A 20,395-nucleotide genomic window follows, 5' to 3' on the forward strand; every position below is an offset into this window, starting at 1 on the left:
TTAATGACTCAGATCGGCTACCGCTGCACGGGCGCCTAAGCTGTGCAATTGCTGACAGGCAGCGGTGACATGCTCAACAAAGTCGGTGTTATCGCGCAGATCCCGCCCAAAGATGGTGTCAATTGCCAGTAGTGCCCTGACACGTTCCCCAGTTGACGGATAGTGCTGATAAATAGCCCGAAACTGTTCCGCCAAAGGATCGACCACTTCAATTGGATTGCCTTTTTCATCTATACCACTGACGTAGCGCATCCAGCCTGCAACGCCCAGAGCCAGGCGACGGTAGTTGTCTCCTTGTTCAAGATGAAGCCGAATGGGGTCCAGCAAGCGTTGCGGTAATTTTTGACTGCCATCCATCGCAATTTGCCAGGTTCGGTGCTTCAACGATGAATTGCTAAACCTTGCGATCAGCAACTCCGCATAACCTGCCAGGTCTGTACCTTCAGGCATCGACAGCGTTGGAGCCTGTTCATCAAGCATTAACGCCAGCGCAGCGTTGCGATACGCCGGGTTTGTCATCGTATCGGCAATTGTCTCGTAGCCACCCAGATAACCAAGGTATGCGAGGAAAGAGTGACTGCCGTTGAGCATACGCAGCTTCATCATTTCAAACGGCACTACATCTTCCACAAACTGCGCGCCAACCCGATCCCAGTCCGGACGACCATTAACAAAGTTATCTTCGATAACCCACTGGCGGAACGGCTCGCAGGCAATGGCACAGGGATCGTACACGCCAAGCTGTCCGGCGATTTGCGCTAATGTCTCATCCGTTGCCGCTGGGACAATGCGGTCCACCATCGTACAAGGAAACGTAACATGCGCGGCTATCCAATCGACCAGTTGCGGGTCGCGGGTCGCTGCCAGCCCCAGGACAGCTGCTTTCGCGACATGGCCATTCTCTCGCACGTTGTCGCAGGACAGCACGGTAAAGGCCTTTAATCCCTGTTTGCGACGCAACGCCAGAGCTTCGACAATATAGCCAATCGCCGATTTTGGTGACTGCGGGTTTACAATGTCATGCTGGATAAACGGGTGATTCAGATCCAGTTCGCCGCTGGCGGGATCGGTACAATAACCTTTCTCGGTAATCGTCAGTGAAACAATGGCGGTTTCCGGGCGCGCCATTGCGCGGATAATTGCATCTCCGCCATCGAATTCTGGATGCAGAGCTTCGTTCATCGAACCGATGATTTTAAGTTCTGTATTTTGCGCCCCACGCTCGGCAACGGTATAAAGCAGATCCTGCGCCTTTAGATTTTGAATCAGCGTGGCATCGTTTCCGGGCATCAGGTTGACCTCACAGATACCCCAGTCGCTGTCGCTGCTTTCCAGCAGATGATGGGTATAAAGTGCCTGGTGGGCGCGGTGAAAGGCCCCGCAGCCAAGATGTACGATTCGGGAAACCAGGCGTGAACGATCCCAGCATGGGCGCGGGGTGGAAATCTGAGCATTGGCGAGATTTTGTTCCATGACAACCTCCTGTCATTGAAGATCTTCTTTGATGATGTGCTATCAAAGACCGGTCCTGACGGAATGAAAAACCGCATAGCGATGGACACCATGCGGCAATAATCTGATTAACTGAAAAAGGCGCGCCGGATAGCCAGCTCAACACCACGTACTTCAGCCAGACCTTTCAGACGCCCAATAGCGGAATAACCGGGATTGGTTTTCTTTTTCAGATCGTCAAGCATCTGGTGACCATGGTCTGGTCGCATGGGGATCAAGACGGCGTTACCTTCATTTTTACGGCGCTCTTCTTCTTCGACTATCGCTTTCACCACGTTGTACATATCGACATCACCGGAAAGATGTGCCGCTTCATGGAAGGTTTTGGGATTATTTTCGCGTTGCGTGGAGCGCAGATGCGTAAAGTAAATCCGTGGGCCGAACTGTTTAATCATATCTACCAGATCGTTGTCTGCGCGCACCCCATAAGAGCCTGTACACATTGTGAAGCCATTCGCCATGCTGTTGACGGTTTCCACCATCCACTGCATATCTTCGATGGTGGAGACAATACGCGGCAGACCAAGAATTGGGCGCGGCGGATCGTCTGGGTGCACGGCCATACGTACGCCAACCTCTTCCGCAACCGGGATGATGGCCCGCAGGAAAAAGGCAAAGTGCTCGCGCAGGGCCGCTTTGTCGATATTTTGATAAGTCGCCAGGTGGCTACGGAATTGGTCCAACGTGTAACCTTCTTCGGCGCCTGGCAGACCGGCAATAATGTTTCGTGTCAGTCGCGCCTTGTCCTCTTCGCTCATGGTGGAGAAACGCTCACCCGCTTGAGCTATCTCATCCGCGGTGTAATCTGCTTCGGCCCCCGGACGTTTGAGAATATGCAGCTCAAAGGCGGCAAACTCAATCTGGTCAAAGCGCAGGGCTTTTGAGCCATCGGGCAATTCATATTCCAGGTCTGTGCGCGTCCAGTCCAGAACCGGCATGAAGTTGTAACACACGGTATAGATGCCACATTGGGCAAGATTACGCAGCGTCTGCTGATAATTGCTAATCCAGAGATCGTATTGCCCTGTATGGGTCTTGATATCTTCATGAATCGGCACGCTTTCCACGACGGACCAGACCAGACCGGCTTTCTCTACGATCTCTTTGCGTTTGAGAATTTCTTCTACGGACCAGATTTCACCGTTTGGAATATGATGAAGCGCTGTTACTACGCCGGTTGCTCCGGCCTGACGAACATCGGACAACGACACGGGATCGTTCGGGCCATACCAACGCCAGGTTTGTTCCATTGTTTTATCTCCTGGGAAAATTAATGAAAGGTCGCATTGATCTTCAGATAGCGTTCCGGGTATTGATCGAGTTCTTTTACTGCGGCAGGAACCTCATCAATACTCACTACTTTGCTGACAACATCCGCAGGATTGATGTTCAGCGTTGCAAGCATCTGTAACGCTTCTTCAAACTCGCCTGCGCTGGTACGGGATCCGCGAAGATCCAGTTCCTTAAACGTGATCAGATTGGTGGGTAACGATGTTTCCTGTTTTGGCCAGCCGGTGAAGGCAATACGACCAGCAAAAGAGGCCAGATCCAGTGTTTCGCGAATCGCGCTGTTAGCGCCAGAGGCTTCAACCACGACCTGGGCCATCGTGCCCTGCGTAATATCTTTTATCGCGTCAACAACCTGCGTATCCGAGGGATTGATAACGTACGGGACGCCCAGCGATTTGGCATACTGGAGTCTTTCTTCCACGATATCGATCAGGATAGGTGTCGCGCCATAACGTAATGCGCTAAGTGCCGCCATCAGACCTATTGCACCCGCCCCAATGATGGCGATATGTTCCCCTGCGGTGAGTTTGGCCCGATGTAGCGCATGTAGCGCAATGGTCAGCGGTTCTGCCAGCGGTGCCATCTCGGAGGCCACGTCATCGGGGATTTTGTGAATCAAATGCGCAGGGTGAGCAACCACCTCCTGCATTGCGCCATCAATATGCACGCCAATTACTTTTAGATTCTCACAACAATTTGTTCTGCCTACCGAGCAGGGATAACAGTGACCACAATAGATATAAGGGTCAACAATTACGCGGTCTCCTTCTTTTATGTTGGCGGGCATACCATTGCCTTCTTTAATAACTACGCCCGTAACTTCGTGACCAATAATACGTGGGTAGGTTACTAAAGGATTAGTTCCGCGAAATGCACCAATATCAGAACCACATATTCCGGCAGCATCGACTTTAATCAGCACTTCATTATCTTTCTTTTCAGGATAATCAACCCAGCGGGTTTCAATTTCACCAGGTTTATTGATGTAAACAGCTTTGACTTTCATTTTCTTTCAATCCTTTATTTTTGACAAATACGAATACCAGGCAGCTGGAAACAATCGCAATAGCACCAGCAAGATAGAATGCGTAATCATATTTACCGCTGAACTGAACGATGAATCCGGTGACTAGCGGGCCAATAATCCCGGAAATATTCGCTAGCCCATGCATGGCTCCGCCGACGCTACCGACTTTATCTTTATGCACTACATCCTGAATAACAGCCCAATAAATTGGCCCGGTCAGATACAGCAGGAAGAGCGAGACAGACATCAGTCCAACGGCGCTGCTGATGGTGGTGACTGTGCCTGAAACGCCAACACAAATCGCCGCACCAGCCAGGCACACGCCGAGAATAAGACGTCGAGAAAGCAGGGCATTTCCTGTAACGCGATAGATAAAATCAGAACATACGCCGCCCAGAACCATGCCAATTGCGCCTATCACCCACGGGATCACGGTTGCAATACTAATTTCTTTAATATCAAGATGTAATGAGTGATTCAGATAGCTTGGAAACCAGGTCAGGAAGAAAAAGAGTATGTAGTTATAGCTAAAGAAGGCCAGCGTCGTTGCCCACACCATCGGCTGTTTCATGTAATAGCCAAGAGAAGGCATTGCTTTACCGTCATCCGCTAAAATAATGTCGTCATGGTTTTCAAAATCGACACGCTCTTCCGGGGCAAGGTGTTTACTTTTGGACGGTTTATCACTGGCAATGAAGTACCAGAGAATGACCCAGGCTAAACCAAACAGGAAAATAATTCCAAATGCCGGACGCCAGCCTAATGAAAGTGCCAACAGGCCAACGACCGGACCAGAAATTGCACCACCTAACGGTGAACCGGCGCTAAAAATACCAATCGCAGTGGCGGATTCTTTACGCGAAATCCAGTTATTGATGATTTTATTACCGGCTGCGCTAACTGGTCCTTCGGCCATACCAAATAATACGCGTACGGCCAGCATAGTCCATAAACCGGTAACTAAACTGGTCATCCCACAAAATACTGACCAAAGTAATGCGGCGACCAAAAATACTGTCTTAGGACCAAACTTGTCGCTGGCCCAGCCACCGATAAAGTTAAACAGTGCGTAGCCAACAAAGAATGCGCTGAAAATCATACCCATTTCAGCGGCATTAAATCCTAATTCCTTTTCAATGAGTGGAGCGGTGATCGACAATGCTGAACGATCCATATAGTTAAGCATGTAAACTATAAATAGAAGAAAAACGATAAGCCATCCCATTGTTTTTCTTTTCATGATATATCCTCTTATTGTGGTCTAGCGGCCTGACCACAATATTTAAATCCTATTTTAAGATCACCATCATTTTGATGTTAATGTGATCAACATAACGAAAAATCAACGTTGAAAATAACAATAAGCAAAGAGAGTTAATCGTAATTCAATGAATTTAAATGATTTTATTTTAATCTGGTAATTTGTGATAAATCTAATCGCATACTCAAAGTCTATTTATTGCGGGTTTGCATTAACGATGCGCCGAGGAAACGACGTATGTTCAGCATACATCTGGTATTAGCGCTGAGGGGGATGTCCAGCCATCGCATAGAGGCATGCAGGCATCAGCCAGAAATGCCGCGCCAAACGTTGTTAATGTAATCTCCTATTAACAATTGTGCTACATATCACAAAATCAAAGTCAACCGGTAAAGTCGCTTTGACACGCTTTCCGTTACCTTCTAGAGTGGAAAAATACAGATTTTAGATAAGAGACTATCTGTGAAATTAAGATGGTCTCTTATTGCATTTTTTTAGCTAATGGCGACCTTCTTCCGAATATTATGAAGGGGAAAGCCATGTCCGCATGCTCATTCTCGAATCCGATAAAAATCCGTGGTGTTGATGATGTTATTCATTGCATCGACTCACGCGGAAAAATCAATGGTAGAGCCGGTGTTATTTGGTGGTTAGCACTAGGCGGCCTGTTTCTTGACGCTTTTTCAAATTCAGCTCTCAGCGCTGGATTAAATCCAATGACCCGCAATTTAAATCTGAGCGCGACCGAAGTTGCGCTGCTGACCTCATTTTCATCGTGGGTTGCCATATTATTTAACCCCATCGGCGGCTGGATTGCCGATCGCTGGGGGCGTGTTCCGCCGCTGATTATTGCCAAAATAATGGCGGTGATCGGTGCGTTGCTGGTGATGTCGTCCTCCAGCTTCAGCACCATTATCATAGGCCGCTTCTTCGTTGGCGTCTCTTACGGAATGGATTTTGCCGTGGCCATGGCGATGTTAGCGGAGTTCACCCCGGTGAAACTAAAAAGCCGTTTAAACACCTGGCAAGGGGTGTGGTATGTCGCGGTGTGTTTAAACCTGGCATTGGCGCTGATGTTTTATTCCTGGGATGTTGGAGATGCTATCTGGCGTTATTCTATTGCCGTAACAGCATTATGCGGACTGATTGTCCTGTTCTTCCAGTTTCGTTATTTAGTTGAAAGCCCGGTATGGCTGGCGAGAAAATCACGTCTTTCTGAGGCCGTGATCGCTATGAATAAAATATATGGTGAGAATTTTATTCTGGCACCAAAGGCGGAGCAAAAACCGGTCATTGGGCAAGCGGAAAAAGGTGCGAAAAATGTTCTGCTAATATTCCGTGGCGTTTATTTACCGCGTACGATTCTGGCTTCTACGGTTCAGATCTGCCAGTCAATACAATATTTTGGTGTCGGCTGGTATTTACCGGTTATTAGCGCAGCGATGTTCGGTAAGAACTTTGTCTACGCAACATTGTGTTCACTGTTTTTTAACGTTTTCGGTATCGTTGGCGGCTTCCTGTCGCCCGCTATAGGTCGCCGCCTGGGCCTGCGCCGTTCGTCGGCGATCGGTTTTGCCGTGGCTTTTCTCGTACTGCTTACGCTGGGACTGTTCAGCGACAGTATGCCGCTGTGGGCCTCTTTGCTGGTCCCTGCGCTGTTTATTCTTTGCCACTCTGGCGGGCCTGGCGCAAATGGGAAAAGCCTTTCATCACTCTCTTTTCGCAGTGAACTGCGGGCAGGTGCCAATGGTGTGGTGGGGGCGCTTGGCGCAATCGGTGCGGCGCTTGGGTTGTTTATTTTCCCCGTCTTCCGCGATCTGTACGGTCTGCAAACAACTTTCCTGATCATGTCCGCAGTTCCGCTATTTGCGAGCATCGTCTGTTTTGCGATCCCGTGGGATCCCACTCGCACGACCATCCAGCCGGATAACGAGCCTGGCGCTCCGCAGTTCGCACCATCACAGTCGTCTTATCCAGAGTCGATGGCCCCCGAGTCAAACAGGAGCACGAAATGATTGAATATGAAGATGTCATTCTGGCGATAGATGAAGGGACATCTGGTACGCGCGCGGCAGTGGTGGCGCGAAATAGCCAGGTCCACTGCCTGGAATACCAACCGCTTCAGGTGAGTAGCCAGCGCCATGGCGTTGTTGAACAAGATGCTGATGAAATACTAAAGGCCACCATTGCCGTGTGTCGCACTGCGATTGCCAATGCCCAGCGTAGCAAGATGCGCATTGTGGCGCTGGCGATTGCTACGCAACGTTCAACAGCGGTGCTCTGGGATGCAGGCACTGGCAAGGCACTGGCACCTGCGATGGTTTGGCAGGATGCTCGTTTTACGGATGAACTGGCGCAACTTGCCCCACTATGGGATGCGAAGCTGCTGCCGATCATTGGCCGACCGGTTGGGATACGCTCTCCTTACCTCTGGGCGTCATACCATATCGCCAACACATCGGCAGTGAAGAAGGCCCTCCAGGCCGGAACGCTGGTGTTTGGCACCGTTGACAGCTGGTTACTCTGGCATCTGGCGCAAGAAAAAAAATGTGTCACTACCCCTACTAACGCCACGTCTGCTGGGGCGTATTGCCTTAACGAGCATCAGTATCACTTGCCCTGGCTGCAGGCGTTGAATTTCCCGGCGTCATTGCTGCCATCATTACATGATGATGCTGATGATTTTGGCACCACGCGTGAAGATATCCTCGGAATTAGCGTCCCGATCCGGGCCTGTGCCGGAGATCAGTTTGCGGGGGCTATCGGCCTTGGCTGTACTGAACGCGGACAGGCTTTTTGTATGCATGGGACCGGCAGCTTTGTCGACTTGATGATGGGGCCGACGGTACCGACGCTGAATAAGAGTTGTGAAAGCACGCTCACAATGACAGCTCGCCGCCAAAAAGGGCGTTCACACTTCTCTGTAGAAACTTTCGTTCCAACTACCGGTTCGGCTTTGAACTGGGTGTGCGAAAAGCTGCACTGGTTTGACTCGCCCGAACAAATTAGCGAGTTGGCTGCGCAGGCCAGTGATTCTGGCGGCGTGAGTTTCATTCCGGCATTGACGGGTCTGCGTGTTCCTCATCTGCAACCGCAGGCCCGCGCCTCCCTTAACGGTATTTCAATCTCGACCACGCGCCCGCAGGTGGCTTACGCCATTCTGGAAGGTATCGCGCATTCGGTCGCTGCCTGTATTCGTGCGAATGAAGCGGCAACCGGCATACCCGCACAAGAACTGGTGGTTGGGGGCGGGTTATCCAATAGCGATACGTTATTGCAAATCCAGGCTGATGTTAGCGGGATCCCCGTACGGCGGATGGCCGAAACAGCACGGGCCAGCTTACGTGGTGCGGCATTTCTGGCAGGGGCTGATGGGCTGCTGTGGGACTCGTTACCCGATGCTTGCGCCACGCTAAAAACAGCGCGCCTGTTTGAACCCAAAATCAGTCATGACCTTCGCGAACAAAAAATAAACCGCTGGGAGATGCGTATTGCGCTCGAAATAGATGCCGCCAGCAGCTTCACTTCAGCTAATCAGGAGCGTACCCACTCATGAAGTTTTTCCCTTCGCGAAAGCCTAATAAAACACGTAGTGAAATGTACGGCGCAGAGCCGTTGCGTCTGCAGCGACCTGAGCAACTGGACCGACTCGAAAGCGAAACCTACGACATCCTGATTGTCGGCGGCGGCGTGACGGGAGCCTATGCGGCGCTGGATGCCAGCCTGCGTGGCTATCGGGTCGCGCTGATTGAAAAAAGCGATTTCGCTTCTGGGACGTCATCCAAGTCATCAAAAATGGTGCACGGTGGTTTGCGTTATATCGAGCAGGGGAACCTGGGGCTGGTGCGTCACTCTTTGCTCGAACGCCAGCGTATGCGCCGGAACGCTCGCCATCTGGTGCAGCGGCTTCCTTTTTTATTTCCGGTGCTTGATAAGAATGGCGTGTTTGATAAGCGCATGTCTTCGGCGTTTGAAAGTCTGCTCTGGACCTACGATCTCGCCGGCGGATGGCGGGAAGGTATCCTTCACCAAAAATTGACTCCGGCGGAAGTACTGTCGCACTGCCCAACGCTGAAAGAAGAGCAACTCTCCGGCGGTTTTATGTATTTCGATGCCCGCGTTGATGATGCCAGATTAACGCTGGCCCTGGTGCGCACGGCGGCGTTTCATGGGGCGACGGTGACGAACCATGCCGAAGTCATTGAAACCACTCGTGATCAGCATGGCAAAGTCAATGGGGCCATTGTGTATGCCGATGCCCGAGAAATTCAGGTTAAGGCGCGGGTGGTCATTATGGCGACGGGCGTCTGGCTACGTGACTGGAACGGGTTGAAAAAAGGGGAGGCATCTCCTCTGAATATTCGCCCGGCGAAGGGGGTCCACGTCGCGATCCCATGGATGAAGATTCGCAATGATTGCACGGTGACCATCCCGGTTGCCGGACGCAGCCGACGCGCGACCATAACGCGCTGGGGCAACGTCTCCTATCTGGGCACTACGGATGAGGACTATCAGGGCGATCTGAACGATGTTCACTGTAATCGCACTGAGCTGGACTTTCTGTTGGAAGGGGCCAACTCAGCGCTGAAAACGGATCTGCGCCCGGAAGATGTGGTGGGAAGTATCGCCGGTTGCCGTCCTCTGGTGGGCGTGGCGGGTGGAAAGACCGTTGAGATGAAGCGTAACCATGAGATCCGGGTTTCAGCGGACGGGCTCATTACCATCGTCGGCGGCAAGCTGACGACATCACGTCATATGGCGGAAGAAACCATCGACGCGGCCAGCAAAATACTGGGTCGTAAGAAGGCCTGCTCAACGAAAACTGCGTATTTGCTTGGCGCGGCTGGCTATGACCCGCAGGCCATTCTGGCCTCAGGTGGTCTGTCTGCGCATCTGGGCGAGCGCTACGGTACTGAAGCCCATTTTGTCAGCGACATTATCCAGGCCGATCCGTCGCTCATGAAGCCTATCGTCGCAGGGCTTCCCTATACCGAAGCGGAAGTGGTGTACGCCGTGCGCCATGAGCTTGCCAGCACCGTTGACGATGTGCTGTCGCGCCGAATTCGTGCTCGCCTGATGGCGCGCGATGCATCAGCCGCTGCCGCTGAACGCGTTGGGGAAATACTGCAACAAGAACTCCGATTACATCCTGAGCACGTGGCTAAACAGGTCGCCAGCTATCAGGCCGCAATTAAACATGAAAAATCAATGCTTATGGGGACATCAGAATGATCAGTAAAGAAGCGATTAAACGTGGTTACAACCGTGGAAATTATACCGTTGGCGCACATACTCGTCCCGCATGGGCAACGGATATCACCCGCAGCGGTGGCGCAAAAGGAATGCAGGTTGATCCCGTTGCAATAAGCGAAGCAACGTTTGACCGTCTGCGGGTCATTGCCGATGAAGTGCTGACGTCTGAGGCCGATGTGATTTCCTGGACCCGCGACTGGTGGGCCGGTTCGATGATTGCGGAAACCCAGGGCGCCCCCGCCACCTCAAAAGGGGTGATTGTGCGCGTTTCCACCGTGGAACAGATTCAGGACGTGATGCGTCTTGCCAGTGAATCCGCCATCCCGGTCACGGTTTCTGCCGGGCGCAGTAACGTTACCGGAGCCGCCTTGCCGTTGCGTGGGGGGATCGTGCTGGATGTTTGCGAACTCAATAAATTTATCGATTTTGACCCGCAAAGTCAGATTGTTGAGGTAGAAGCCGGCATGTTTGGCGATGTTTTCGAACAAATCATCCAAAAAGAGTACGGTATGACGATGGGCCACTGGCCGTCTTCGTTTGGCATTAGTACCGTGGGTGGGTGGGTCGCCTGTCGTGGCGCGGGGCAGCTTTCTACCCGCTATGGCAAAATTGAAGATATGGTTTTTGGGATGGATGTGGTACTTGCCGATGGGCGCTTAATCACCGTGGGCGGTTATGCACGCAGCGCTATCGGGCCGGATTTACAGCAAATGTTCATTGGTTCGGAAGGCACGCTGGGTGTGATTGTGCGTGTGCGTTTGAAGCTGCATCGCCTGCCGGATTATGGCCGCGCCATCGCCTGGGGTTTTTCCAGTTTCGCCAGTGGACTGGAGGCATGTCGCGAAATCTTACAGCATGGCGCGAATCCGGCGGCACTACGTTTGTACGATAATCTGGAAAGCGGCGTGCAGTTTGGTCTGCCAGAGACCAATGTCCTGCTAATTGCGGACGAAGGAGAGCCAGACATGGTCGACGCGGTGCTGGCTATCAGTGAGCGTGTTTGTAAGCAGAGCGGAGAGGAACTTGACGGTGAGGCCATCTTTGAACGCTGGCTGGATACCCGGTATCTGACGGGCAAAAGCGCTGAAGGCTTTAAGAAAAGCCCCGGTCTGGTGGCGGACACGCTGGAAATGGTGGGACGCTGGCGCGATCTCAGCGCGGTATATGATGATGTGGTGGCTGCGATTAACGCTGTACCGGGGACGCTGGCTGGTTCAGCGCACCAGTCCCACGCCTACGTCGATGGCGCATGCCTTTACTTCTCGCTACGCGGCGATGTGGCGGTTGAGCAACGCGGGGCATGGTATCGTGCGGCATGGGACGCGGCAAATGCGGTGCTGATTAAACACAATGCCTCCCTCAGCCATCACCATGGCGTTGGGCTGCTTCGTTCCCCCTATATGCAGGCCTCTTTAGGTGAATCGCTTTCGGTTTTGGCCGGCATTAAAAAGGCGCTGGATCCGCAGAATATCCTGAACCCGGGAAAACTGGGGTTAAGCGCTGAGCTGCACTCATATCAGGCAGGTCAATCATGATCAAAAACCTTGGCGTGCTTCTGGCACGCCATCCCATCATCATGGCGATTTACGGCATTGAGCAACTGAAAACCGCGCTGTCCAGCAAAGCTGAAGTCTGCATTATTGCCAATATCGATCTGATTAAGCTCCAGCCAGTGATCGAACTGCTGTCGAAGGCGGGAAAGTACGTCATCGTCAATATCGACAGTTGTAATGGGCTTTCGCAGGATAAAGGTGGCATCGATTATGTAGCTGAAACAGGGGCGATGGGGCTGCTCTCTACGCGTTTGCAAACCGTACAGCGTGCGAAAAAATGCGGGCTGGTGACCATGCAGAAAATCTTTGTCACTGACCGTTCCACCTGGCTACGCAGCCTGAAAGCGGTGGAGCAAAGCGAACCTGATTATGTGCAACTGATGCCCGCGCAGATGCTGCCGTTGCTTCCGCAGGCCGATCGTAATGTGTTGCCGCCGATTGTGGCGTCCGGGTTTGTCTGCAATGAGGAGCATGCTCAGACAGCACTGTTGCACGGCGCGATAGCCGTCTCAAGCAGCGACAGTGCGTTATGGGATGTGAATCTTCTACGTTAACCACCGGGAGCCAAAAATGGAAAATACGCAGCTGTTTGTTGTCGCACATTATTTTGCCCAACCGACGATGGGCGACAAGGTAAACGATGCGCTCAGCATGCTGGCGGAGGCGACGCGTAACGAGCCTGAAAATATCACCTATGAGTTTTTCCGTTCCACGGAAGACGACGATCGCTTTGTGATTGTTGAGACTTATCGTTGCGCACAAGGTCTTGAACTTCACCGACAAACGGAACATTTTCAACGTATTGGCGTTGGAATTATTACTCCGCTGTTGGAACGTAAAGAGGTGAAAAGCTTTCACATTCCTCCCGATGAACCGCGTAGGTAAACGCTGTCTTTCTTACTACAAGGAATACATCAATGAACCATGTTATGAAGGATTTTGCGTTTACGACGGTAGCGGAGATCATCGTCGAATGGGCGGGTGCGGCACGATTAGGAGAGATCCTGCAGCAGCGGTTTAGCGCGCGTCGTGTATTGCTGGTAACCGACCCAGGACTGGTCAAAGCAGGGATTCTGCCGCCTGTTCTGCATAGCCTGCAAGACGCAGGATTTCAGGTGACGGTTTATGATCGGGTTCAACCCGATCCGCATGAACACCTTGTTCGCGAAGCCATACAGGTAGCACGCGATGGCCACTGTGACATGGTTATTGGCCTGGGCGGCGGCTCCTCGCTGGATGTCGCGAAGCTGGTGGCTGTGTTAATCAACTCTGAACAAGACCTGCCGGAACTTTACGGGATTGGCAAGGTTATCGGCCAACGTTTGCCGCTGGTAAATATTCCCACTACGGCAGGTACGGGGTCTGAAGTCACCAATATTGCCATTTTAACGACGCATGATGACAGCAAAATGGGCATTGTCTCCCCGCAGCTGTATGGTGATTTGGTGCTGCTGGATGCGCAACTGACGCTGGGGTTACCGCCGGTCCACACCGCTGCCGCCGGGATAGACGCGATGGTGCATGCGATAGAGGCCTATACCGGCAAGCATAAGAAGAATCCGCTTTCGGATGCGTTGGCCCGAGAGGCGTTACGTTTAATCAGTCGCCATCTGGTGACCGCATGTCGTGACGGGAACAACCGTGAAGCACGAGAAAATGTTCTGCTGGGCGCGATGCTGGCAGGCCAGGCTTTTGCCAATTCCCCTGTGGCGGCGGTGCATGCGCTGGCTTATCCCTTGGGCGCACGACACCATATTCCACATGGATTGTCGAATGCGCTGATGTTGATTCCAGTGCTGCAGTTTAACGCGTCAGCGGCGGCTCCACTTTATGGTGAGCTGGCAGCCGTCATTGGGGCGAAGGTGACAGGGGACGTGGAAAATGATGCCCTGTCGTTTATTGCCGCGATGGTGAAGATTATTGCCGCAACCGGCGCACCGAACAGGCTGCGTGACGTCGATGTACCTGAAAAGGACCTGCCGCTGTTGGCCCACGATGCTATGCAGCAGACCCGTTTACTGGATAACAATCCCGTGACGCTTACTGAAGACGATGCGTTGCGACTTTATCAGCAGGCTTTCTAAGCACTATAGGTGTCCGGTGAAGGAATTGCCGGGCACGATTTTTTTCCTGCAACATCCCTGCTACAACCGAATAGACATATTGAATCCAGGTGTTAGTATTCAATAGACAGCAGTTATGAGTATGCGTGTTTCATTTCCGGCCAGGAACGCTGATGATGACAACATTACTACCCGATTTCACAGCATTTTCATCATTCACTTCCTGCGCGGCGCAGGTTGCCTTAGCGCCTGTCCGCTCTCTGGCCAATATTTCTCATTCCTTCTCATCCCGGATGGAATCTCCCGCTGAATAGCTGTTCAGTGGGCTTTGTGACACGCATTGTTTGATAACAGGGATTACGGCGGGTCGAATATGGATAAGTTAAAACGTCATCTGATGTGGTGGGGGGCGGGCATCCTGATTGTGGTGGCCGCGATAGCATGGTGGATGCTCCGTCCTGCGGGAATACCGGAAGGGTTTGCAGCCAGCAACGGCAGAATTGAAGCCACCGAAGTGGATATTGCCACCAAGATTGCCGGGCGAATTGACACGATCCTCGTGTCGGAAGGGCAGTTCGTCCGTCAGGGTGAGGTGCTGGCGAAAATGGATACCCGTGTGCTGCAGGAGCAGCGGCTGGAAGCGGTAGCCCAAATCAAAGAGGCCGAAAGTGCGGTGGCGGCGGCGCGGGCGCTGTTAGAGCAGCGGCAAAGTGAAATGCGCGCCGCGCAGTCGGTGGTAAAACAGCGTGAGGCGGAACTGCAGTCGGTCTCTAAACGCCACGTCCGCTCCCGTTCGCTATCTCAGCGTGGGGCTGTGTCTGAGCAACAGCTGGATGACGACAGGGCTGCGGCAGAAAGCGCACGCGCTGCACTGGAATCCGCAAAGGCGCAGGTCTCTGCGGCAAAAGCCGCCATTGAAGCCGCTCGTACCAGTATCATTCAGGCGCAAACCCGCGTAGAAGCCGCGCAGGCTACCGAACGTCGTATTGCGGCTGATATTGATGACAGCGAGTTGAAAGCCCCGCGCGATGGCCGCGTGCAGTACCGCGTTGCCGAACCGGGCGAGGTGCTTTCCGCAGGCGGTCGCGTGCTGAATATGGTCGATCTCAGCGATGTCTACATGACGTTCTTCTTGCCAACCGAACAGGCTGGTTTACTGAAGATTGGCGGAGAAGCGCGGCTGGTGCTGGATGCTGCGCCGGATCTGCGTATTCCGGCGACCATCAGCTTTGTGGCTAGCGTCGCGCAGTTCACGCCGAAAACGGTCGAAACCAGCGATGAACGGCTGAAACTGATGTTTCGCGTCAAAGCGCGTATCCCGCCAGAGCTGTTGCAGCAGCATCTGGAGTACGTGAAAACCGGTCTGCCGGGCATGGCGTGGGTGCGTGTTGATGAAAGTCGAGCCTGGCCTGACGACCTGGTAGTGAGGTTGCCGCAATGACGCATCTGGCGCTGGTTCCCGTTCCTCCCGTGGCGCACCTTGACGGCGTGAGTCAGCATTACGGGAAAACGGTAGCGCTGAACAATATCACGCTGGATATCCCTGCCCGCTGTATGGTGGGACTGATTGGCCCGGATGGCGTCGGAAAATCGAGCCTGCTGTCGCTCATCTCCGGCGCGCGGGTCATTGAACACGGCAACGTGATGGTGCTGGGCGGCGATATGCGCGACCCAAAACATCGCCGGGATGTCTGCCCACGCATTGCCTGGATGCCGCAAGGGCTGGGGAAAAACCTGTATCACACGCTGTCGGTATATGAGAACGTCGATTTCTTTGCCCGCCTGTTTGGGCATGACAAAGCGGAGCGTGAGGCGCGGATTACCGAGCTGCTGAATAGCACCGGACTGGCACCGTTTCGCGACCGTCCTGCCGGGAAACTCTCGGGCGGGATGAAGCAAAAACTGGGGCTGTGCTGCGCGTTAATCCACGACCCGGAGCTGTTAATTCTCGATGAACCCACCACCGGGGTCGACCCGCTGTCCCGCGCCCAGTTCTGGGATCTGATTAACAGCATTCGCCAGCGGCAGACCAACATGAGCGTGCTGGTGGCGACCGCTTACATGGAAGAAGCTGAGCGCTTTGACTGGCTGGTGGCGATGAACGCCGGGGAGGTGTTAGCCACCGGGAGCGCGCAGCAGCTACGCGAAAAAACCAACAGCAACACGCTGGAGCAGGCGTTTATCGCGCTGTTACCTGAAGCTCAGCGCCAGGCGCATAAACCGGTCGTGATCCCGCCGTATCACGCTGAGCAGGAAGAGATTGCCATCGAGGCGAAAGACCTGACCATGCGCTTCGGTAAATTTGTGGCGGTGGACCACGTTAACTTCCGCATTCCGCGCGGGGAAATCTTTGGTTTTCTCGGCTCCAACGGTTGCGGTAAATCCACTACCATGAAAATGCTCACCGGGCTGCTGCCCGCAAGTGAGGGCGAGGCGTGGCTGTTTGGGCAAGCGGTTGACCCGAAAAATATCGATACCCGCCGCCGGGTAGGCTATATGTCGCAGGCATTTTCGCTCTACAGCGAGCTGACCGTCCGGCAAAACCTCGAATTACATGCGCGGTTGTTCCATATCCCCGAAGCAGAAATCCCTGGGCGGGTGCAGGAGATGAGCGAGCGCTTTTCACTGACCGATGTCGAAGATGCGTTGCCCGGTGCGCTGCCGTTGGGGATCCGTCAACGCCTGTCGCTGGCGGTGGCGGTGATCCATCGTCCGGAGATGCTCATTCTTGATGAACCGACCTCCGGGGTCGATCCGGTGGCGAGGGATATGTTCTGGCAACTGATGGTTGATCTGTCGCGTCAGGACAAAGTGACCATTTTTATCTCCACCCACTTTATGAACGAAGCGGAGCGCTGCGACCGCATGTCGCTGATGCACGCCGGAAAAGTACTGGCCAGCGGCACGCCGCAGGAGCTGGTGAAACAGCGTGGAGCTGCCAGTCTGGAAGAAGCGTTTATCTCCTGGTTACAGGAAGCAGCAGGCCCTGCGCCGGAAGCGCAGTTAGCGCCAGCCAATATCCCGACAGTGCATGAAAACAGTAAACCGCCGAGGCAAGGTTTTAGCCTGCGGCGCTTGTTCAGCTACAGCCGCCGCGAGGCGCTGGAGCTACGACGCGATCCGGTACGCTCCACGCTGGCGCTGATGGGCACGGTGATCCTGATGCTGATCATGGGCTACGGCATCAGCATGGATGTGGAGAACCTGCGTTTTTCGGTGCTCGATCGTGACCAGACCGTCAGTAGCCAGGCGTGGACGCTAAATCTGGCGGGATCGCGCTATTTTATCGAGCAACCGCCGCTCACCAGTTATGACGAGCTGGACAAACGGATGCGTTCGGGAGAAGTCGCGGTAGCAATTGAAATTCCGCCAAATTTTGGTCGCGATATCGTGCGTGGAACGCCGGTGAAGATCGGCGTCTGGGTCGATGGCGCAATGCCAAGCCGCGCTGAAACGGTCAGGGGTTACGTGCAGTCGATGCACCAGACCTGGCTGCAGGATGTGATGGCGCGTCAACCCAATGCCAGTGGGCAAAACGGGCTGATGACCATTGAAACTCGCTATCGTTACAACCCGGATGTGAAGAGTCTGCCGGCGATTGTTCCGGCGGTGATCCCACTGCTGTTGATGATGATCCCTTCCATGCTCAGCGCCCTCAGCGTAGTGCGTGAGAAAGAGCTGGGGTCGATTATCAACCTGTATGTTACGCCCACGACCCGCAGCGAGTTTTTACTCGGCAAACAGTTGCCGTACATCGTGCTGGGCATGCTGAACTTCCTGCTGTTGTGCGCGCTGTCGGTGTTTGTGTTCGGCGTCCCGCATAAGGGGAGCTTTGTGACCCTGACGCTGGCCGCGCTGCTGTACGTCACCATTGCCACCGGGTTGGGGCTGTTAATTTCCACGTTTATGAAAAGCCAGATCGCGGCCATTTTTGGTACGGCGATTATTACGCTGATCCCGGCGACGCAGTTTTCCGGGATGATCGATCCGGTGGCTTCGCTGGAAGGGCCAGGACGGTGGATTGGTGAAATTTACCCGACCAGCCATTTTCTGACCATCGCGCGTGGAACATTCTCTAAAGCGTTGGATCTGACCGATCTTTGGCAGCTGTTTATTCCGCTGGCGGTAGCCATTCCGGTGGTGATTGGTCTGAGCGTATTGCTGCTGAAAAAACAGGAGGGGTGATGCGCCGATTACGCAATATTTATAACCTCGGCATCAAAGAGTTGCGCAGCCTGCTGGGTGACAAAGCGATGCTGACGCTGATCGTCTTCGCCTTCACGGTTTCGGTTTATTCTTCCGCGACCGTCCTGCCGGGTTCGCTGCACCTGGCGCCGATTGCCATTGCCGATATGGACCAGTCGCAGTTGTCGAATCGGATTGTGAACAGCTTTTATCGCCCGTGGTTTTTACCGCCGGAGATGATCACTGCCGATGAGATGGATGCCGGGCTGGATGCCGGGCGCTATACCTTCGCCGTAAACATTCCGCCTGATTTTCAGCGTGATGTGCTGGCCGGACGACAACCAGATATACAGGTTAACGTCGATGCCACGCGGATGAGCCAGGCGTTTACCGGCAACAGCTATATCCAGAATATCATTAGCGGCGAGGTGAACAGCTTTGTGGCGCGTTACCGCGATAACAATGAGCCGCCGGTGGCGCTGGAAATGCGCATGCGCTTTAACCCTAATCTGGAACCCGCCCGTTTTGGCGCGGTGATGGCGATCATCAATAACATCACCATGCTGGCGATTGTGCTTACCGGGTCGGCGCTGATCCGCGAGCGCGAGCACGGGACCATTGAGCATCTGCTGGTGATGCCGGTGACGCCGTTTGAGATCATGATGGCAAAAATCTGGTCGATGGGGCTGGTGGTGCTGGTAGTTTCCGGTCTGTCGCTGATGCTGATGGTAAAAGGCGTGCTCGGCGTACCGATTGAAGGTTCGATACCGCTGTTTATGCTGGGCGTGGCGCTGAGCCTGTTTGCCACCACCTCGATCGGCATTTTTATGGGCACGCTGGCGCGCTCCATGCCGCAGTTGGGACTGCTGATGATTCTGGTGCTGCTGCCGTTACAGATGCTTTCTGGTGGTTCTACACCACGTGAAAGCATGCCGCAGGCGGTGCAGGACATTATGCTGACCATGCCAACTACCCATTTTGTCAGCCTCGCGCAGGCGATACTTTACCGCGGCGCAGGGTTTGAAATTGTCTGGCCGCAGTTTCTGACGCTGCTGGCGATTGGCAGCGCGTTCTTCTTGATAGCGCTACTACGCTTTCGAAAGACGATTGGTACGATGGCGTAATCATCATTGCCAGGGGCGCTTCGCTTGCCCGGCCTACAGACGGTAACGGACGTAGGCCGGATAAGGCGCAGCCGCCATCCGGCAACGAAACAGGCAATTACTCTTCTTTCGGCAGGCACTGCAAATGACCGTGGCGCACGCCGCGCTGGGAAATCACGTCATCGGCAAAATGCTGCACATCGCCCATGTCGCCTTTAAGCACGGCGATTTCCAGGCAGTCGTCATGGTTGATGTGTACGTGCAGCGTGGCGACCGATAAATCGTGGTGGTGGTGTTGGGTAGAAACAATGCGGCTCGCCAGGTCACGCTTCTCATGCTCATAAACATACGAGAGCACCGCGAAGCCCTGAGTGCCGTGCTCCTGAGTGGTTTCCTGCGCCAGTGCGCCGCGCAGAATATCGCGGATCGCTTCGGAACGGTTGTTGTAGCCACGGCGCTGACTCAGGCCGTCGAGCGTTTCCAGTAAATCGTCATCGAGGGTAATGGTGACTCGTTGCATCCGATTGTAACCTTACGATATGGCGCGGTAGCGCACGGGAATGAGGGCGTTACAGGCGCTGCACGGCGTCTGCGGTCAGGGTAAACGGCGTGGGGGTACACACCGCCAGGCTCAGGGTATCGAGCTGGCACTGGCTGACGGAGAGTGAGGAAGTTAGCGCGGTGCTGTCGACGCTGACGATTTGCCAGGCACTGCCGCCGCGCTGTTTCACGATAGCTTCTTTACGCGTCCAGATGCGCCAGAACGCCGCCAGCCGTTGCTCCGGGCGTTCGGCCTCGACTTCGGCATGTTCCCCGAGACTGAACACTGTGTTTGCCAGTGTCTGCCAGTTATCGCGCGGGCGCACGACTTCAATATCGCAGCCGACTTCCCCTTCGTCGCTGAGCAGCAAGGCGATATCATCACCGCTGTGGCTGAGATTGAACCACAGCGGCGTGTCAGCAGAAAAGGCCGGTTTTCCTTGCTCGCCATATACGATGTCTGGTAATGGCGAAAGGGTATGGGAAAGCAGCACGCGACCTGCCAACCAGCGCGCACGGCGGACACCTTGCGGCGCTTGCTCACTCAGTGCGGCAGGCAGTGCGCCAGCGCTTAAAACAGAAACTTTCCCAAGAACGATCCGGTACAT

At 53.9% G+C, this 20,395-nt stretch carries 16 protein-coding genes; 10 read left to right on the forward strand and 6 right to left on the reverse strand.

Annotated elements, in window-relative coordinates; translation table 11 throughout:
* From OGY83_RS14220 to OGY83_RS14235, 4 genes are all read right to left on the reverse strand, one after another.
* On the reverse strand, nt 1-1,473 hold the full coding sequence (locus OGY83_RS14220) for a fructuronate reductase (protein WP_286636131.1): 1,473 nt from the start codon (nt 1,471-1,473) through the stop codon (nt 1-3).
* A 107-nt stretch (nt 1,474-1,580) separates the two neighbouring features.
* Nucleotides 1,581-2,762, reverse strand: coding sequence for a mannonate dehydratase (uxuA, locus tag OGY83_RS14225; RefSeq protein ID WP_079938172.1), 1,182 nt, complete (start codon nt 2,760-2,762; stop codon nt 1,581-1,583).
* A gap of 20 nt (nt 2,763-2,782) precedes the next feature.
* A complete protein-coding gene (locus OGY83_RS14230) occupies nt 2,783-3,808 on the reverse strand; it encodes a zinc-binding dehydrogenase (protein ID WP_191213768.1) in 1,026 nt (341 codons plus the stop codon).
* Complete coding sequence (locus tag OGY83_RS14235) at nt 3,780-5,069, reverse strand: MFS transporter (protein ID WP_063941413.1); 1,290 nt, start codon at nt 5,067-5,069, stop codon at nt 3,780-3,782. Before OGY83_RS14235 ends, OGY83_RS14230 begins: the two co-directional genes overlap by 29 nt.
* A gap of 560 nt (nt 5,070-5,629) precedes the next feature.
* Between OGY83_RS14235 and OGY83_RS14240 the strand changes: the two genes are divergently transcribed.
* From OGY83_RS14240 to OGY83_RS14285, 10 genes are all read left to right on the forward strand, one after another.
* Nucleotides 5,630-7,105: an MFS transporter gene (locus tag OGY83_RS14240; RefSeq protein ID WP_286636133.1), complete on the forward strand. Its 1,476-nt coding sequence runs from the start codon at nt 5,630-5,632 to the stop codon at nt 7,103-7,105.
* Nucleotides 7,102-8,646: an FGGY family carbohydrate kinase gene (locus OGY83_RS14245; RefSeq protein WP_286636135.1), complete on the forward strand. Its 1,545-nt coding sequence runs from the start codon at nt 7,102-7,104 to the stop codon at nt 8,644-8,646. The genes OGY83_RS14240 and OGY83_RS14245 overlap by 4 nt, the downstream gene beginning before the upstream one ends.
* Nucleotides 8,643-10,322 (forward strand): glycerol-3-phosphate dehydrogenase/oxidase, encoded by a 1,680-nt coding sequence (locus OGY83_RS14250; RefSeq protein ID WP_079938168.1) that lies wholly within the window; start codon nt 8,643-8,645, stop codon nt 10,320-10,322. The genes OGY83_RS14245 and OGY83_RS14250 overlap by 4 nt, the downstream gene beginning before the upstream one ends.
* Entirely contained in the window at nt 10,319-11,878 is a 1,560-nt protein-coding gene (locus OGY83_RS14255; RefSeq protein WP_286636136.1) for an FAD-binding oxidoreductase, read from the forward strand. The genes OGY83_RS14250 and OGY83_RS14255 overlap by 4 nt, the downstream gene beginning before the upstream one ends.
* Nucleotides 11,875-12,450, forward strand: coding sequence for a glycerol-3-phosphate responsive antiterminator (locus OGY83_RS14260; protein ID WP_003827492.1), 576 nt, complete (start codon nt 11,875-11,877; stop codon nt 12,448-12,450). Before OGY83_RS14255 ends, OGY83_RS14260 begins: the two co-directional genes overlap by 4 nt.
* A 16-nt stretch (nt 12,451-12,466) precedes the next feature.
* Nucleotides 12,467-12,781: a putative quinol monooxygenase gene (locus tag OGY83_RS14265; protein WP_286636137.1), complete on the forward strand. Its 315-nt coding sequence runs from the start codon at nt 12,467-12,469 to the stop codon at nt 12,779-12,781.
* Nucleotides 12,782-12,813: 32 nt separating this feature from the next.
* Nucleotides 12,814-13,980 (forward strand): iron-containing alcohol dehydrogenase, encoded by a 1,167-nt coding sequence (locus OGY83_RS14270; protein WP_275396716.1) that lies wholly within the window; start codon nt 12,814-12,816, stop codon nt 13,978-13,980.
* Nucleotides 13,981-14,332: 352 nt separating this feature from the next.
* Nucleotides 14,333-15,400 (forward strand): HlyD family secretion protein, encoded by a 1,068-nt coding sequence (locus OGY83_RS14275; protein ID WP_079938164.1) that lies wholly within the window; start codon nt 14,333-14,335, stop codon nt 15,398-15,400.
* Nucleotides 15,397-18,144 carry a ribosome-associated ATPase/putative transporter RbbA gene (gene rbbA, locus OGY83_RS14280; protein WP_286636140.1) on the forward strand — a complete coding sequence of 916 codons (2,748 nt, stop codon included), beginning with the start codon at nt 15,397-15,399 and terminating at the stop codon, nt 18,142-18,144. The genes OGY83_RS14275 and rbbA overlap by 4 nt, the downstream gene beginning before the upstream one ends.
* Nucleotides 18,144-19,268, forward strand: coding sequence for an ABC transporter permease (locus OGY83_RS14285; protein ID WP_286636142.1), 1,125 nt, complete (start codon nt 18,144-18,146; stop codon nt 19,266-19,268). The genes rbbA and OGY83_RS14285 overlap by 1 nt, the downstream gene beginning before the upstream one ends.
* A gap of 97 nt (nt 19,269-19,365) precedes the next feature.
* Here OGY83_RS14285 and nikR read toward each other — a convergent pair whose 3' ends face one another.
* Together nikR and acpT are read right to left on the reverse strand one after the other, a co-directional pair.
* Nucleotides 19,366-19,767, reverse strand: a complete 402-nt coding sequence (gene nikR, locus OGY83_RS14290; protein ID WP_006687486.1) for a nickel-responsive transcriptional regulator NikR — start codon at nt 19,765-19,767, stop codon at nt 19,366-19,368.
* A 49-nt stretch (nt 19,768-19,816) separates the two neighbouring features.
* Nucleotides 19,817-20,395 (reverse strand): 4'-phosphopantetheinyl transferase AcpT, encoded by a 579-nt coding sequence (gene acpT / locus OGY83_RS14295; RefSeq protein ID WP_286636143.1) that lies wholly within the window; start codon nt 20,393-20,395, stop codon nt 19,817-19,819.

The organism is Citrobacter sp. Cpo090 (assembly GCF_030332665.1).
Classification (GTDB): Bacteria; Pseudomonadota; Gammaproteobacteria; order Enterobacterales; family Enterobacteriaceae; genus Citrobacter; species Citrobacter portucalensis.